Genomic DNA, 16087 nt, shown 5'->3' with positions numbered 1-16087 from the left:
TGCGGAGTATGGGGGAAATTACATTAAGGCAACGTTTTGTCCCGGCGCATATGTAGCAAGTACTGAACTGGCCCAGAAGCGGCGTAGACCAAGAAGGCCAATAGCAAAATCCGAGGCGGATCACTGAAGACCACCGCAAACACCAGCACCACTGCCAGGATTGCCACGAAAGGTACTCGCCCTTTGAGATCAAGCTCCTTGAAGCTGTTGTACTTGATGTTGCTGACCATCAGCATTCCGGCAGCGGCAACCATTAACGCCACCAGGAAAGACATTTTCGAGCCCTGGATGCCGTAATCACTGAATGCCCAGACGATACCCGCCACGACACCCGCCGCTGCCGGACTGGCCAACCCGATGAAGTAACGTTTATCAGCAGTACCCACCTGAGTGTTGAAGCGCGCCAGACGCAAAGCGGCGCCCGCGACATAGATGAAGGCAACCATCCAGCCAACCTTCCCCATGTCACCCAACGCCCAAGCAAATGCCAACAGCGCCGGCGCGACCCCAAATGCAACCATGTCAGACAGCGAATCGTACTCGGCACCGAAAGCACTTTGGGTATTGGTCATACGTGCAACACGACCATCCAAACCGTCGAGTACCATGGCCACGAAAATGGCAATGGCCGCAAAACCGAAGTACTTGCTGGCACTCGCCGCATCACCCGCCGCCAGCGCACTTTGGGCACTCATGGAGTTGATAATGGAATAGAAACCGGCAAACAAGTTTGCCGTAGTGAACAGATTGGGCAGCAAATAGATGCCACGATGCCGGACCTTGCGGCCTTCAGCGTCATGCCCTTCTTCGACATGCTCATCGATCGGTAGCAGGCTTTCGGCGTCAGGAGCCTGGTTAGGCTCTTCGGGACGTTCGCTCATGGACTTTACCTTGCAACGGTGTGAAAAAATTCGACCAATACTTGCGGCGAGTGTTCGCTCGCAAACGATGCAGCTTTATACCAGAACCCGCCCCCAAACGAAAAAACGCGGCCTAAGCCGCGTTTTCTCTTGATGCGTACGACTTAGTTTTTAGCTTTGTCGACGATCTTGTTGGCACCGATCCACGGCATCATGGAACGCAGTTGCTCGCCGATGACTTCGATACCGTGAGCAGCGTTGTTACGACGCTTGGCGGTCATCGAAGGGTAGCCGGTAGCGCCTTCACTGATGAACATTTTGGCGTATTCGCCGTCCTGAATACGTTTCAGGGCGTTGCGCATAGCTTGGCGGGACTCGGCGTTGATCACTTCTGGGCCAGTCACGTACTCGCCGTATTCGGCGTTGTTGGAGATCGAGTAGTTCATGTTGGCGATACCGCCTTCATACATGAGGTCAACGATCAGCTTCAGTTCGTGCAGGCATTCGAAGTAGGCCATTTCCGGCGCGTAGCCAGCTTCAACCAGGGTTTCGAAACCGGCTTTTACCAGCTCAACGGTACCGCCGCACAGAACGGCTTGCTCGCCGAACAGGTCGGTTTCGGTCTCGTCCTTGAAGGTGGTTTCGATGATGCCGGTACGACCACCACCGACGCCAGCAGCGTAGGACAGTGCAACGTTTTTGGCATTGCCGGATGCGTCCTGATAGATCGCGATCAGGTCAGGGATACCACCGCCTTTGACGAACTCGGAGCGTACGGTGTGACCTGGCGCTTTTGGCGCGATCATGATCACGTCCAGGTCTGCGCGTGGCACAACCTGGTTGTAGTGAATCGCAAAGCCGTGGGAGAAGGCCAGGGTGGCGCCTTTCTTGATGTTCGGCTCGATTTCGTTTTTGTACAACGAGGACTGGAACTCGTCCGGGGTCAGGATCATGACCAGGTCAGCAGCAGCAACAGCGGAAGCAACGTCAGTCACTTTCAGGCCATGAGCTTCCGCCTTGGCAACGGTGGCCGAGCCTTTACGCAGACCAACAGTCACGTCAACGCCGGAGTCTTTCAGGTTGCAAGCTTGCGCGTGACCCTGGGAGCCGTAGCCGATGATGGCGACTTTCTTGCCCTGGATGATCGACAGGTCACAATCTTTATCGTAATAAACTTTCATGAGGTTCCTCTATATATCCAGGCCGTAAGGCCATTCACTAATTTGGGTTAGATGCTGAGTACTTTGTCGCCACGGGCAATCCCGGTGACACCACTGCGTACCGTTTCCAGAATCGAGGCCGTCCCGATCGACTGGATGAAGCTGTCCAACTTGTCGCTTGTACCGGTCAGTTGCACGGTATAAACGCTGGCGCTCACATCGACGATCTGCCCGCGATAGATGTCGGTAGTCCGCTTGATTTCGGCACGTTGGGCACCCGTAGCCTTGACCTTTACCAGCATCAGCTCGCGCTCGATGTGGGCACTTTCCGACAGGTCGACCAGCTTGACCACTTCGATCAGCTTGTTGAGGTTCTTGGTGATCTGCTCGATCACCTCATCGTGGCCCACGGTGGTCAACGTCAGGCGCGACAGAGTCGGGTCTTCGGTCGGAGCCACGGTCAGGCTTTCGATGTTGTAGTTGCGTTGCGAAAACAGGCCGACAACACGAGACAGAGCGCCGGGTTCGTTCTCCAGAAGCAGGGAGATAATGTGCCGCATGATTAAGTACGCTCCGTCTTGTTCAGCCACATGTCGCGCATAGAGCCGTCTTTGATCTGCATCGGATAAACGTGCTCGCTGGTATCCACTTGAATATCGAGGAACACCAGGCGGTCCTTCATGGCGAACGCCTCTTCCATCTTCGGCTTCAGATCTTTCAGATCGGTGATGCGAATGCCGACGTGGCCATAGGCCTCAACCAACTTGATGAAATCCGGAAGCGATTCCATATAGGAATGAGAGTGACGGCTGCCGTAGCTCATGTCCTGCCATTGACGAACCATACCCAGCACGCCGTTGTTCAGGCAGACGATCTTCACCGGAAGACCGTACTGCAGGCACGTCGACAGTTCCTGAATGTTCATCTGGATGCTGCCTTCACCGGTAACGCACGCGACGTCGCTGTCCGGGAAGCTCAGCTTCACACCCATGGCCGCAGGAAAACCAAAGCCCATCGTGCCCAGACCACCGGAGTTGATCCAGCGGTTAGGCTTGTCGAACTTGTAGTATTGCGCGGCGAACATCTGGTGCTGACCCACGTCGGAGGTCACAAAGGCGTCGCCCTTGGTCACTTCGCACAGGGTCTCGATCACGGTTTGAGGCTTGATGATGCTGCCGTCGCCCTTGTCGTAAGGGAACAGGCCGCGGTCACCGCGCCATTCGTCGATCTGCTTCCACCAGCTGGCGACGGATTCCTTGTTCGGCGTCTCACCGATGTCCTTAAGCGCAGCGACCATTTCGGTCAGCACACTTTCCACAGGACCTACAATTGGCACGTCGGCCTTGATGGTCTTGGAGATGGACGCTGGATCGATATCGATGTGGATGATCTTCGCGTTCGGGCAGAATTTGCTCGCGCCGTTGATCACACGATCATCAAAACGCGCACCCACAGCCAGGATCACGTCGGCGTGGTGCATGGTCAGGTTGGCGGTGTAGCTGCCGTGCATGCCGAGCATGCCGACGAACTGACGGTCCGTACCCGGAAAGGCGCCGAGGCCCATCAGGGTGTTGGTGACCGGCAGGTTGAGCAACTTGGCCAACTCGGTCAATGGGGCGGAGCCCCCGCCGAGGATCACACCGCCACCCGAATACAACACAGGGCGCTTGGCTGCCAGGAGCATTTCTGCCGCCTTGCGAATTTGCCCCGAGTGCCCACGAACGGCCGGACTGTAGGAGCGCAGCTTGGCTTTCTTCGGGAAGACGTATTCGAATTTCTCAGCGGGGTTGGTCATGTCTTTCGGGATATCGACCACGACAGGGCCCGGGCGACCGGACTGCGCGAGGTAGAACGCCTTTTTCATGACTTCCGGGATTTCCGACGCATGCTTGATCATGAAGCTGTGTTTCACGATCGGCCGGGAGATACCGATCATGTCGGTTTCCTGGAATGCATCGGTACCGACCATGGTGCTTGGCACCTGGCCAGAAATGATCACCATCGGGATGGAGTCCATATAAGCAGTCGCAATGCCGGTAATGGCATTCGTTGCGCCTGGGCCGGACGTTACCAGCACCACGCCGGCTTTACCGGTGGCACGGGCGTAACCGTCAGCCATATGGGTCGCGGCTTGTTCGTGGCGAACCAGGATGTGGGTAACAGCCGGCTCCTTGAACAGTGCGTCGTAAACATGCAACAGAGCACCACCTGGGTACCCGTAGATATAGTCGACGCCTTCGTCACGCAAAAAGCGGACGAGCATCTCACCGCCAGATAAAAGCTCCACGTTGTTCACCTCTAAAACGCCAGAATACCGTCCGTTGAAAACCGACGGGTCTTAATAGGTTTACTTCTCAACAGAGCATGAGCGACGGTGGTCGCCGACTACGTCAGCACTGACTGAGCAAGTATTGGGATCGTCCCAAGTGTTGCGGGCTTTTCCCACCCAGCGCGAGGTAACGCGTTGCGGGTGTAACAGGTCGGCGCGGATGTGCGCCTCATGATCTGCTGAGCGGGCCTGCTTCTGGCAGTCCCGATACAGCGGACTTTGGATTCTTCTGTTTCAGGCCGTTCAAGTCAAGCAATAATTGCGCTTTTTTCCAACTAAGCGCATGAGAACGTAGAAGAAAGGGCTTTGAGGAGGGATAAAACTCGCCTGAATGTCGTCAAGCGGTAGAAATATGCGCAAGACTGCCGAAAAAACCGGCAGTCAGGCAATTAACGAGCGTCGACGATCAATTGATCGAACTTTTTCAGCGCATTGCGTAAACCGAGGCTCTCGCGCGGCCGATCGGCGTACACCATCTCGGCCATCTCCAGAATCCCTGACGCATTGGGCAGTGGCAGGTCCTGTTCGAGGATCTGCTTCATGCGCGTCAGGAAAATCCATTGCAGCCACTGGTGAAAGTCCAGGGTATCCACCGAAAACGGCTCAACACTGCTGAGCGCCTCGATGCTGGGGGACACCTCATCCCACCAGCCTTGTATGCGCAGTTCGCGCTCAATCAGCAATAACTGTTCGGCAATCGCGGGAAACCGTACATCCATCAGAGGCTGACCTTGGCTTTCTGCCGGGCCTGAGCAGCGCCAGCGGCATCACCTTGTGCGGCGCGCGCATCTCCGATTAACGCCCAAAGACTGGCCTGCAGATCGGGACGACCGTTGGCCAGCGTGAGGCCACGACGGGCGAACTGTTCGGCCTGAGGCGCATCGCCTTGGGCCATGCGTACCTGTGCCAGGCGATACAGTACTTGCGGTTCACGAGGTGCAACTCGCTGCGCCCGCTCAAGGCTCGATGAAGCGCCGTTCAGGTCGCCACCGGCCTGTTGTTGCTGCGCCGTAGTCAGCAAGGCCAGCACCGGACCGTCCAGTTGCTCGTCAGCCGAAAGGCCGCCGCCACTGGAGGAAGATGGAATGCCACTCGGCGTCGACGGCATGTTGTAAGTGCCCTGATTGATCGGCGCGGTCTGAATCGGCGCGGACTCAATCGGTCCGGAGGTGCTTGGCCCTGGAGTCCATGGCTCGGCACTGATCGGTGCGGACGTAGCGGCGCCGCCGCCCGGCACCATCACCACCACACCCGAATCTTGCGGCACGGCCTGAGGCTTGGCCTGCGCCGGACGGTTGGTCACGGTCTGGCGGAAACCGCCATTGGCCGAGATCCGGTCGCTATTGGAGACGGCAGTGCTCGAATCCACCACGGGAATGGAGCCGCGCTGCACGCTGGAGCAACCGCTGAGCAAAGCCAGAGCTGTAATCGCTGGAATACACCACTTGTTCACTTGAAACCCTCTTTGCTTAATTCATCCAGCCCTTGACCCAATCCATCACCGATTCCGCGTCCGCAGGGGCACCGCCGCCGCACGCAGCACCGGGTGGTGGCTCGCTGCCGCGAATATACGGCATCTGTACTGCGCCCGGACAGTTAGCGTCGGAACCCTGGCCGGTATGCGGATCAATCCAGGCCTGCACGATGTTATCCGGCTGCGGCATATTCAATGGCAACGGGTCGGCCTTGCGCATAAAACTGGTCCAGACCTGCAACGCACCGGTAGCACCGGTAAAAGGCGTCTTACCGTTGTCGTCTCGACCGAGCCACACCACGGCCAGTACATCCTGACCGAAACCTGCAAACCAGCTATCGCGCGAATCGTTACTGGTACCGGTCTTGCCCGCCAGCGTCAGGTTGGACGGAAGCACCTTATAGACCGAGCTACCGGTACCTTCACGCATCACGCGCTGCATGGCGTTCTGTATCAGGTAGATAGAGCCAGCGTCAAAGCGCTGCTGGATCTGGAACGGGTAGCGCTTGAGCGGCTCACCCTCAGCCGTCAGTACACTGCGGATCCCGCGCATCGGAGTGTTGAAGCCACCGTTGGCGAGGGTCTGGTACATGGTCGCGACTTCCATCGGCGTCATGGCGCCGGCGCCCAACAGGATCGATGGGAACGACGGGAATTCGCGGGTGATGCCCAGTCGAGCCAGCGTCTTGAGGACATTCGGCACGCCGACTTCCAGGCCAAGCCGAGATGTAGAGATGTTGTAGGAGTGCGCCAAGCCTTGATACAGGAACACCGTGCCGTGGGAACGGCGATCGAAGTTCTGTGGGGTCCACACCTGGCCGTCCCCGCCTTTGACCGACAGCGGATCATCCGACAGCCAGCTCGTCAGGGTGTACTTGCTCGGTTTTTCCAACGCAGTGAGGTAGACCGCAGGCTTGACCAGCGAACCAATCGGCCGCACCGCATCCAAAGCACGATTGAATCCGGCAAAACTCGCCTGGCGACTGCCGATCATGGCTTGGACTTCACCGGTTTCCGGATTGGTGACCACCATTGCGGCTTCTACTTCGTCGGAGCCCTTACGACCCGTCAGACGCTTGAAGGTATCGCTGACTGACGCTTCAGCCTTCATCTGCAAAATCGGGTCAAAACTGGTGAAAATTCGCAAACCTTCTTCGGTCAAGTCCTCGTCGCGGTAGTCTTCACGCAGTTGACGTTTAACCAGATCGATAAAGCCTGGGAATGAACTGTCCGCCAACTTGCCGCGAGTTGTCACACCCAGCGGCATTTTCTTCGCTGCGGCCACCTGTTCAGCCGTGGCCACGCCTTGCTGCTCAAGCACATCCAGCACCAAGTTACGGCGCTCAAGCGCACGCTCAGGATTGCGACGCGGGTTGTAGTAGGAAGGCCCCTTGACCATCCCCACCAACAAGGCCACTTGATGCAGCTTCAACTCAGACAGCGGCTGACCGAAGAAGAACTGGCTGGCCAGACCGAAGCCATGTACCGCGCGCTGGCCATCCTGCCCGACGAAGACCTCGTTGAGGTATGCCTCAAGGATTTCCTGCTTGCTGTAGTGAAGCTCAAGCAGCATAGCCATCATCGCTTCGGTGAGCTTTCGGGTCAGACTGCGCTCGTTGGTGAGGTAGAAGTTCTTCACCAGCTGCTGAGTCAGCGTACTGCCGCCCTGGGTCATCTTGCCGCCGGACGTGTTCACCCAAACCGCACGGGCAATCGACTTCGGCGAAACACCCCAGTGGCTATAAAAATCGCGATCCTCTACCGCAACCAGAGTTTCCAGAAGGTACGGAGGCACCTGATCAAGCTTGATCAGGATGCGATCTTCAAGGTTTTTCGGGTAAATCCCGCCGATCATCAACGGTTCAAGACGTACCACCGGCAATTTCGAGCCGTTGAGGGAGGACAACTCGGCGACGTAATCACCGGAAAAGCGCACGCGGACCGGCTGGGCTTTTTCCAGGCCTTCATAGAACTGGAAGCCACGGGTATTCAGGTCGACAGTGTTTCCGCTGACAGCGGCCGCACCCGGGCCGTTGCTCACGGGTTCGCGGCGGTAGCCGAGGGCATCGAGCTCGGTAAGGAAGTCATCCTTGCTCAGCTTCTGGCCGCTGAACAATTCCAGCGGGCGCGCGTACACCTTTGCAGGAATGGTCCAGCGCTTGCCGGAGAACTTCTCCTGGACCACAGCGTCGAGGTACACGGCGAAGCCGGCGAGTACCACAAGGCCTACGAGGCCGAGCTTGAGCGCCCAGCCAAGCCAAGGGCGCAGGCCGCGGGAAGGAGGTTTTTTACGGGAACGGGGAGATCGGGTTCGAGTCATGGCGGCGGATTATACGCACTTTATTGATGATCAACATGAGCCGGACAGCGGTTTGCACGACCGTCCGTAGCAGCCATAATGCGCGCCATGATTTCCCCCAGACTCTGAAGGATCGCCCGTGAGCCAGTCACTGATCGCCGCCCTGCAAAACCCGGCTTTGTACCCTCATCCGGTTGAAGCGTTCCAAGTCATCGAGACCCATATTTCATGGGTCGTATTGACCGGCCCTTACGCCTATAAACTGAAAAAGCCGATGAATTTCGGGTTTCTGGACTTCACCGACCTGGAAAAGCGCAAACACTTCTGCAACGAAGAACTGCGTCTGAATCAGCGTCTGACGAACGATTTGTATCTGGACGTGTTGCCGATTACCGGCACTGCCGAAGCGCCTCAATTGGGCGGCGACGGCCCGGTGATCGAATACGCACTCAAGATGCGCCAGTTCCCGCAAAGCCAACTGCTCAGTACCCTGCAAGCCAATGGCGAACTGACTGCAGCGCACATTGATGAAATGGCCAAGCAAATTGCACACTTCCATCTCACGGCACCGAAAGTCCCGCAAACGCATCCGGCTGGCACTCCTGACGAAGTGATGGCACCTGTACGGCAGAACTTCGACCAGATCCGTCCGTTCCTAAGCGATAAGGCAGACCTGGTTCAACTCGAAGCCTTGCAAGCCTGGGCCGAAAGCAGCTTCGAACGCCTCAAGCCACTGCTGGCACAGCGCAAGCTCGACGGTTTCACCCGCGAATGCCACGGTGATATCCACCTCGGTAACGCCACCTTGATTGACGGCCAAGTGGTGATTTTCGACTGCATCGAGTTTAACGAACCGTTTCGCTTCACCGACGTGTATGCCGACACCGGCTTCCTGGCAATGGACCTGGAAGACCGCGGACTCAAGTCCCTGGCCCGCCGCTTCATCAGCCAATACCTGGAACTGACCGGCGACTATCAGGGCCTTGAAGTGCTGAACTTCTATAAAGCCTACCGCGCCCTGGTACGCGCCAAGGTGTCGTTGTTCAGCATGCCAAGCGAAGCAAGCCCGGTACAACGCGCCACCACTCTGCGCCAGTACCGCAACTACGCGAACCTGGCAGAAAGCTACAGCACTATTCCCTCACGGTTCCTGGCGATTACCCACGGCGTCTCGGCTGTGGGCAAAAGCCACGTATCCATGCGCCTCGTGGAAGCGCTCGGTGCCGTGCGCCTGCGGTCGGACGTGGAACGCAAACGCCTGTTCGGCGAGCAGCAAGTGGAAAACACGCTGCAGGCCGGTATCTATGCAGCAGACGCCAGCACAGCAACCTACGCTCGTTTGAACGACCTCGCAGATACCGTGCTGCGCGCCGGCTTCCCGGTGGTACTGGATGCCACCTTCCTGAAACGCGAACAACGTGAAGCCGCCGCCAAGGTTGCCGAAGCCACCGGTGCGCCCTTCCTTATTCTGGACTGCAACGCACCACAGGCCGTTATCAGCAGTTGGCTGGCACAACGTCAGGCAGACAAAAACGATCCGTCCGACGCTACTCTGTCCGTTATCGAAGCACAGCAGGCCAACCGTGACCCCCTCACAGCTGAAGAACTGTTGCTGAGCAAACGCGTCGAGACCAATCAAAGCGGGACTCTCGACGCGGTGGTCGCGCAAATTCGCCAGCGCTTGCCAGGCCTGTAAGAAAAATTTCTTGGTCGTGTCGTCTACTTGGGCGCACGGCCGAGCAATAGTGGCACTATAATGGCGCCATAAATCCAACAGGAGTTCGTTGTCATGAGTCAGCCCAAGCTTCTTGATACCCCGCTCTACTCGCTCCTGCATAAAGATGATGTTCGCGGTTTCAACCAGGAGCGTCCGAAAGACGGCGCTATCGACATGCGCGGAGGCGACTTCCGTGGGCTTGACTTACGCGAGTTGAATGTCACCGGCGTAGATTTTACCGACGCGTATTTCCGCTCCACCGACTTGCGCGGGTTGGATTTGCGCGACTGCTCGCTGGAGGGCGCCAGCCTGGCCCATGCGCAGATTTCGGGCACTTACTTTCCGCCTGAGTTGACCGCCGACGAAATTCTCATGTCGGTCAATTTCGGCACGCGTCTGCGCTACCGTACCAAGTAACACACGCCTCAAGCCCGCTACGCGCAACGTGTAGCGGGCGGCTCACGCCTGCTCACCGTCAAAATCCCCGCGCCATTCTTATAAGCTTTTTGGCCGTTTCGGACCAAAGAACCACGCTTTTCCTACTGAACGCTACACTCCTGTTCAGGCTTGCCTGGTCACGAATACCCACCGCACCATTCGGCCGTCGCAAGGAGGCTTGATGAACGATGAGCTGCAACACCTGAAAAACCTTGGCAAGACGTCAGCGCAGTGGCTGCATGCGGTGGGCATCCACAGCGCGTCCGACTTGCGGCGCTTGGGCGCGGTCGATGCGTATCGAGCTGTAAGGACTCGCGGCTTCCGCGCATCGAAAGTTTTGCTGTATGCCATCGAAGGGGCGCTGATGGATGTGCACTGGAACGACATCCCCGTTGAGCGTAAGGAAGCGTTGAACCGGCAACTGGATGCAATCTCAACGCGCCAGAAGAATTAGATCGACCAAAACACTCAATATTTACGTAGGTTTCGAACATCTGTTTAAGGAAAGCGGATGGTCACGTAAAAACAATTGTTGACTCTCAAATGAGAATCGTTATGATTATCACAACTGGTCGCGAGATCAGCCGATAACTGAAAGACCATTGGTTCGGACTCTCAGATTATCTCCTCATCAGGCTAATCACGGTTATTTGACCCGGCTCTTGCCGGGTCTTTTTTTGTCTGTAAGAAAGCAGACTTTAACGCGCAATGATCAGCGGATGCCCGCGCTCCGGGTGTGGCTGTACCAGCACATCCAAACCAAACACGGCTTTAAGCGGTTCTGGACGCAGCACCCGCACGGGCGTGTCCAGAGCATGGGGGCGCCCCCCGTCAAGCAGCAGAATACGATCACAGTAGCGCGCCGCCAGATTCAGATCATGGAGGATCACCAGCACCGCCGCGCCCCGATCTGCGAAAGTCCGAATAGTTTGCAAAGTCGTGTGCTGGTGCAGGGGATCCAACATTGACGTAGGCTCATCCAGCAGCAACGTCTGCCCCTCCTCCCCCGGCCATAGCTGCGCCAGCACCCGCGCCAAGTGCACGCGCTGGCGCTCGCCACCGGATAACGCCAGGTAGCTGCGACCGCTCAAGTGCGCAACATCTGCTGCTTGCAAGGCTGCATCGATGATTTCGTCATCCCGCATGCGTCCGGTCTGATAGGGCAGACGCCCCATCCCGACGACCTCCTCTACGCGGAATGCAAAGTCCAGGGTCGAGGTTTGTGGCAACACCGCCAGTCGCTGGGCGCGCTGCGATCCGCTCCAGTCTCTCAGCGCCTGCTGCCCCAGCCAGACCTTGCCGTGATCGGGATGCAACTCACCGCACAACGCCCCCAGCAACGTGCTTTTGCCGGCGCCATTGGGGCCCAGCACGCCGAGCACTTCGCCTGGCAGCAAGTCCAAAGTGACATCCGCCAACACGGTTTTTCGACCGCGGCTGATCTGCAGGTTTTCAACACGCAGCATCAGGCACGCCCCCGTAACAACAGGTAAAGAAAAAACGGCGCACCAATGAACGCCGTCACAATCCCAATCGGCAACTCCGCGGGCGCCAAAGCCAGCCGTGCGACCAAGTCAGCTAACAGCAGCAGACTCGCGCCCGCCAAAATTGAAGCCGGAAGTAACACGCGGTGATCAGGCCCAGCGAGCAATCTGACCAGATGCGGCACCACCAGCCCCACAAAACCAATCATTCCGGCTGCCGCGACCGCCGCGCCGACACCTAATGCGGTGCAGAACACCAACTCGCGCTTGAGTGCTTCGACATCAATACCCAGGTGACTGGCCTCGGACTCACCGAGCAGCAGCGCATTCAGTGCCTTCGCCCGGCGCGGTAACCACAGCGCCACACCCGCGCTGACCATCAACAACGGCCACAGCCGGGAATAGCTCGCGCCGTTGAGACTGCCCAGGTTCCAGAACGCCAGGGTGCGCAGGGTGGCGTCGTCAGCCAAATAAGTAAAAAGGCCCACCGCCGAACCCGCCAGCGCAGTGAGGGCAATACCGGCGAGCAGCATCGTCGCCACATTGGTCTGACCATTACGCCGCCCCAGTCGATAGACCAGCGCGGTCACGCCCAACCCGCCAAGAAATGCGCACAGCGACAGGAGATACGGCCCGAATGCATCCGGCAAACCACCAAAAAACGCACCACCGACGATGGCGACGGCGGCCCCTAGCGCCGCACCACTCGACACCCCCACCAGTCCCGGATCGGCCAACGGGTTGCGAAACAGCCCTTGCATGGCGACGCCCGACAATGCCAATACGCCGCCCACCGCCAGGCCCAGCAAGGTACGCGGCAAACGAATCTGCCCAAGGATAAGCTCGGCCTGCTCCAAGCCCTGCGCTTCAATTGGCACGCCGACCAAACGCAAGGCCGCCTTAAGCGTGTCGAGTAACGGCAGGCTCACCGGCCCCAACGCCAACGAAAGCCAGATCGCCAACACACACAACAGCGTCAGCCCGATAAACAGCGTTTTTGGCTTAACCAGCGTGGTCATAGGGCTGGTTTAGCCTGGGCCGGATATAACCCGGCGGACAACTTCACCAGGCTTTGCGGCAGGCGCGGCCCGAGCCCTCCCACCAACAATGTCGGGTCCAGCTCAAATACACGTCCACTCTTGGCGGCTGGCGTCGACGCCAGGATAGGATTCTCTTTGAACAGCGCCGCACGGGCCGCATCACCTGTGAGAGCACGGTCAGCGAATACCAGTACATCCGGGCTCAACCCTGCCAACGACTCCACCGAAAACGGCTTGTAACCGGTGTGCGTGGCCAGGTTCTTACCGCCCGCCTGCTGCACCATCCAATCTCCGGCCGTGTCCTTGCCTGCGATCAGCGGCTTGCCGCCGGCGTGACCGATCAGTAGCAAGACACCAGGGGTCTTTTGGGAGGCCTGGGCCTTCGCGACCCAACTTTTCTGCTGACTGAGGGCATTCTCGTACCGGGTAAACAATTCGTCGGCTTTAGCCTCATCACCCAGCAACTTGCCCAAGTGCTGAAGATTGCCTTTCAAGGTCGGTAAATCCGGCTGCGCCGAGAACATTTCAACCCGAACCCCCGCGCTGCGAATCTGCGCCAGTACCGGCGGCGGGCCCATCTCTTCAGTGCCTACCAGCACCTGCGGGCGCAGGCTGAGAATGCCTTCGGACGACAATTGCCGCTGATAGCCAATACTTGGCAACGCTTTTAGAGACTCTGGATGCTGGCTCGTGGTATCCACGCCGACCAACTTCGGCTCACCGCCCAGAGCCGCCACCCACTCCGACAGCGCCCCACCGGCACTCACCCAACGCTGTGGCAGTTCAGAGGCGTGCGCCCCAGGGTTGACCAGCAATCCGACAACAAGCGCAATAGCGCTGGCACTCAGGCGCATAACAGGGTTTCCTTCCTAAGGCGGGGCCTTTAGGGCACTCATTGATGTGACAGTTACCCCCTGCCATGCATCGAACTGAGCACCCAGTCAGCTAACGGGCGAACCGGCATTTGATAATTGTTTGCATTTGAACGTCAAGGCACTTAAGGATTGAAATGAAGTTTCTCTGCCCCTCCTCTAGCCTCGCGCCAGACAGCAGCCTCGGTTTTGAAATCGATGGTTGCAAATTATTCGCGGTACGCCGGGACGGCATTGCCTACTTCTATATCAACCGCTGCCCTCATCGCGGCATACCGCTTGAATGGCAACCCGATAAGTTCCTCGACGAGAGCGCCAGCCTGATCCAATGCGCCACCCACGGCGCTCTGTTCCTGATCGAAAGCGGTGAGTGCATTGCCGGGCCGTGCTCCGGTAAAAGCCTCCAAGCCCTGCGCGGCCGCGAAGACGAACAGGGCCTGTGGGTAGAGCTCTAGTCGAGCAGCACGTCCAACCGGCGATCCACGCAAATTTCCTCGGACGTCACGCGCACGCCGTATGCCAATACTTCCACTCCAGCAGCTTTAGCCTCACGCAAGGCAGCGCCATAGACGGCATCGATTTCCAAAGCTGGGCGCACGGCGTCAATCCCGGAGAGGTTGACGCAGTACAACTGCACCGCTCGCACACCTTCGCGTGCCAAGTGGGCCAGCTCCCGCAGATGCTTGGCGCCACGCTGGGTCACTGCGTCGGGGAAGGCGGCAACCCGGGTGTTATCAAAGCCTAGGGTGACGCTTTTGACTTCGACATAGGCCGCACCCTCTGGATACTCCAGCCGAAAGTCGATACGGCTTTTCTCCTGACCGTAAGGCACTTCGCGCTTCAGTGCGGTAAAGCCATTGAGCTCCGTGATCACACCAGCCAGTAACGCCTCTTCGACCAACTGATTGGCGCGCGCCGTGTTCACGCACGCCAAACGGCCCTGAGGCGTTTCGGCAATTTCCCAGGTGCCGGGCAGCTTACGCTTGGGGTCGTTGGAGCGACTGAACCAAACTTGCCCGCCTTCCACCATGCAATTGAGCATGGAACCGGTGTTTGGGCAGTGAATAGTCAACAACTCGCCGGTAACAGTTTCGATATCGGTGAGAAAACGCTTGTATCGGCGAATCAGTCGACCTTCTTCGAGGGGAGGATAAAAGCGCATCAGCCTTGCCAGCTCCGCAAGCCACGGGCGATGCGTTCCACCGCTTCCTGTAACCGATCGAGGTTTTGCGTGTAGGCAAAACGCACATGATGGCCCGCTTGATAGCGACCAAAATCCAAGCCGGGCGTAACCGCAACATGCTCGGTTTCGAGAAAGTGCCGGCAAAACGCGAAGGCATCACCGCCGAATGCGCTGATATCGGCGTACAAATAGAACGCCCCTTCCGGCTCGACGGCAATGCCAAAGCCCAATTCGCGTAAGGCGGGCAGCAGGAAGTCGCGACGACGGCCAAACTCGGCACGACGCTCCTCCAGAATGCTCAGTGTTTGCGGGGTAAAACAGGCGAGCGCCGCATATTGGGCCATGCTCGGCGCACTGATATAAAGGTTTTGCGCCAGCTTCTCCAATTCACTCACTGCAGCCGGCGGCGCCACGAGCCAACCCAGCCGCCAGCCGGTCATGCCGAAATACTTCGAAAAACTATTCAGAACGAAGGCGTCATCATCGACCTCCAGCACGCTGGCGGCATCAGTGCCGTAGGTTAGGCCGTGATAGATCTCATCCACCACCAAATGGCCGTTACGCGCCTTGATTGCTTCGGAAAGCCCGGCTAATTCATCGCGCGAGAGGATCGTGCCGGTGGGATTTGCAGGGGAGGCAACCAACGCGCCCACGCTGTCTTGATCCCAGTATCTGGCCACTAGGTCAGCGGTCAGTTGATAACGCACTTCAGGGCCTACCGGCACCAGTTGCGCGGCGCCTTCCACCAAGCGCAGGAAGTGTCGGTTACAGGGATAACCCGGGTCTGCCAGCAGCCAATGCTTGCCTGGGTCCACCAGCAGGCTGCTGGCCAGCAACAACGCGCCAGAACCTCCTGGAGTGATCAGAATACGCTCGGGATCTACATTCAACCCGTAGCGCTGCTGGTAGAAACCGCTGATGGCTTCACGCAATTCTGGCAGGCCTCGGGCTGCGGTATAGCGAGTCTTGCCATTGGCGAGCGCCGCCTGACCGGCCTGGATGATCGGCTCCGCCGTTGTGAAATCGGGCTCGCCAATTTCCAGGTGAATCACGTCATTGCCGGCGGCCTGCAGCTCATTGGCCCGCGCCAGCAACGCCATGACATGAAAAGGTTCGATGGCGCGACTGCGCGCACTGTAGGGCTGAGCCATTAGCCTTCCTTAACGGTGAGGATAAAATCGGGATTCTACCGAACCCGCGCGGTAAAACATGTTCTATTGCCTGCCCGGCC

Annotated in this window: 16 protein-coding genes; 4 read left to right on the top strand and 12 right to left on the bottom strand. The window is 58.2% G+C overall.

All coding sequences use genetic code 11. From position 1 onward, the window contains the following. Positions 1–23: 23 nt before the first annotated feature. The 7 genes from pssA to mrcB form a co-directional block, all read right to left on the bottom strand. Positions 24–881 carry a CDP-diacylglycerol--serine O-phosphatidyltransferase gene (gene pssA / locus ACKZ62_RS04010; protein ID WP_032884759.1) on the bottom strand — a complete coding sequence of 286 codons (858 nt, stop codon included), beginning with the start codon at positions 879–881 and terminating at the stop codon, positions 24–26. Between the two features lie 143 nt (positions 882–1024). Next, entirely contained in the window at positions 1025–2041 is a 1017-nt protein-coding gene (ilvC, locus tag ACKZ62_RS04005; RefSeq protein ID WP_003194132.1) for a ketol-acid reductoisomerase, read from the bottom strand. Between the two features lie 47 nt (positions 2042–2088). Beyond that, positions 2089–2580 (bottom strand): acetolactate synthase small subunit, encoded by a 492-nt coding sequence (gene ilvN / locus ACKZ62_RS04000; protein ID WP_003176102.1) that lies wholly within the window; start codon positions 2578–2580, stop codon positions 2089–2091. A 2-nt stretch (positions 2581–2582) separates the two neighbouring features. Beyond that, positions 2583–4307, bottom strand: coding sequence for an acetolactate synthase 3 large subunit (locus tag ACKZ62_RS03995; protein WP_095186270.1), 1725 nt, complete (start codon positions 4305–4307; stop codon positions 2583–2585). A 431-nt stretch (positions 4308–4738) separates the two neighbouring features. Then, positions 4739–5068: a YqcC family protein gene (locus tag ACKZ62_RS03990; protein ID WP_032884758.1), complete on the bottom strand. Its 330-nt coding sequence runs from the start codon at positions 5066–5068 to the stop codon at positions 4739–4741. Beyond that, entirely contained in the window at positions 5068–5802 is a 735-nt protein-coding gene (locus ACKZ62_RS03985; RefSeq protein ID WP_122765320.1) for a tetratricopeptide repeat protein, read from the bottom strand. Before ACKZ62_RS03985 ends, ACKZ62_RS03990 begins: the two co-directional genes overlap by 1 nt. 16 nt (positions 5803–5818) lie before the next feature. After that, positions 5819–8143: a penicillin-binding protein 1B gene (gene mrcB, locus ACKZ62_RS03980; RefSeq protein ID WP_032884756.1), complete on the bottom strand. Its 2325-nt coding sequence runs from the start codon at positions 8141–8143 to the stop codon at positions 5819–5821. Between the two features lie 118 nt (positions 8144–8261). Between mrcB and ACKZ62_RS03975 the strand changes: the two genes are divergently transcribed. The 3 genes from ACKZ62_RS03975 to ACKZ62_RS03965 all read left to right on the top strand — a co-directional run bounded on the left by ACKZ62_RS03975 (position 8262) and on the right by ACKZ62_RS03965 (position 10731). Next, positions 8262–9818 (top strand): bifunctional aminoglycoside phosphotransferase/ATP-binding protein, encoded by a 1557-nt coding sequence (locus ACKZ62_RS03975; RefSeq protein WP_286819925.1) that lies wholly within the window; start codon positions 8262–8264, stop codon positions 9816–9818. Between the two features lie 93 nt (positions 9819–9911). Beyond that, positions 9912–10256, top strand: a complete 345-nt coding sequence (locus ACKZ62_RS03970) for a pentapeptide repeat-containing protein (RefSeq protein ID WP_032884754.1) — start codon at positions 9912–9914, stop codon at positions 10254–10256. A 202-nt stretch (positions 10257–10458) separates the two neighbouring features. Next, the gene (locus ACKZ62_RS03965; RefSeq protein WP_032884753.1) at positions 10459–10731 is read left to right on the top strand and encodes a TfoX/Sxy family protein; all 273 of its coding nucleotides are present in this window, start codon (positions 10459–10461) and stop codon (positions 10729–10731) included. Positions 10732–10975: 244 nt separating this feature from the next. Here the strand turns inward: ACKZ62_RS03965 and ACKZ62_RS03960 are convergent, their stop codons facing one another. Genes ACKZ62_RS03960 through ACKZ62_RS03950 form a run of 3 tightly spaced genes read right to left on the bottom strand, consistent with a single transcriptional unit; the run spans position 10976 to position 13655 of the window. After that, entirely contained in the window at positions 10976–11743 is a 768-nt protein-coding gene (locus tag ACKZ62_RS03960; RefSeq protein WP_447096352.1) for a heme ABC transporter ATP-binding protein, read from the bottom strand. Beyond that, entirely contained in the window at positions 11743–12726 is a 984-nt protein-coding gene (locus ACKZ62_RS03955; RefSeq protein ID WP_163034915.1) for a FecCD family ABC transporter permease, read from the bottom strand. Before ACKZ62_RS03955 ends, ACKZ62_RS03960 begins: the two co-directional genes overlap by 1 nt. Positions 12727–12776: 50 nt before the next feature. After that, a complete protein-coding gene (locus ACKZ62_RS03950; RefSeq protein ID WP_095186259.1) occupies positions 12777–13655 on the bottom strand; it encodes a heme/hemin ABC transporter substrate-binding protein in 879 nt (292 codons plus the stop codon). A gap of 155 nt (positions 13656–13810) precedes the next feature. Between ACKZ62_RS03950 and ACKZ62_RS03945 the strand changes: the two genes are divergently transcribed. Next, on the top strand, positions 13811–14128 hold the full coding sequence (locus ACKZ62_RS03945) for a Rieske (2Fe-2S) protein (protein WP_032884749.1): 318 nt from the start codon (positions 13811–13813) through the stop codon (positions 14126–14128). Here the strand turns inward: ACKZ62_RS03945 and sfsA are convergent. Both sfsA and ACKZ62_RS03935 read right to left on the bottom strand, forming a co-directional pair. Continuing rightward, on the bottom strand, positions 14125–14835 hold the full coding sequence (sfsA, locus tag ACKZ62_RS03940) for a DNA/RNA nuclease SfsA (protein ID WP_095186258.1): 711 nt from the start codon (positions 14833–14835) through the stop codon (positions 14125–14127). The genes ACKZ62_RS03945 and sfsA overlap by 4 nt on opposite strands. Then, a complete protein-coding gene (locus ACKZ62_RS03935) occupies positions 14835–16007 on the bottom strand; it encodes a pyridoxal phosphate-dependent aminotransferase (protein WP_447096351.1) in 1173 nt (390 codons plus the stop codon). Before ACKZ62_RS03935 ends, sfsA begins: the two co-directional genes overlap by 1 nt. Between the last annotated feature and the right edge of the window lie 80 nt (positions 16008–16087).

It is taken from the genome of Pseudomonas sivasensis, assembly GCF_052938085.1.
The sequence above is the reverse complement of the archived record's forward strand: the minus strand, read 5'-3'. Positions and strand labels throughout refer to the sequence as shown.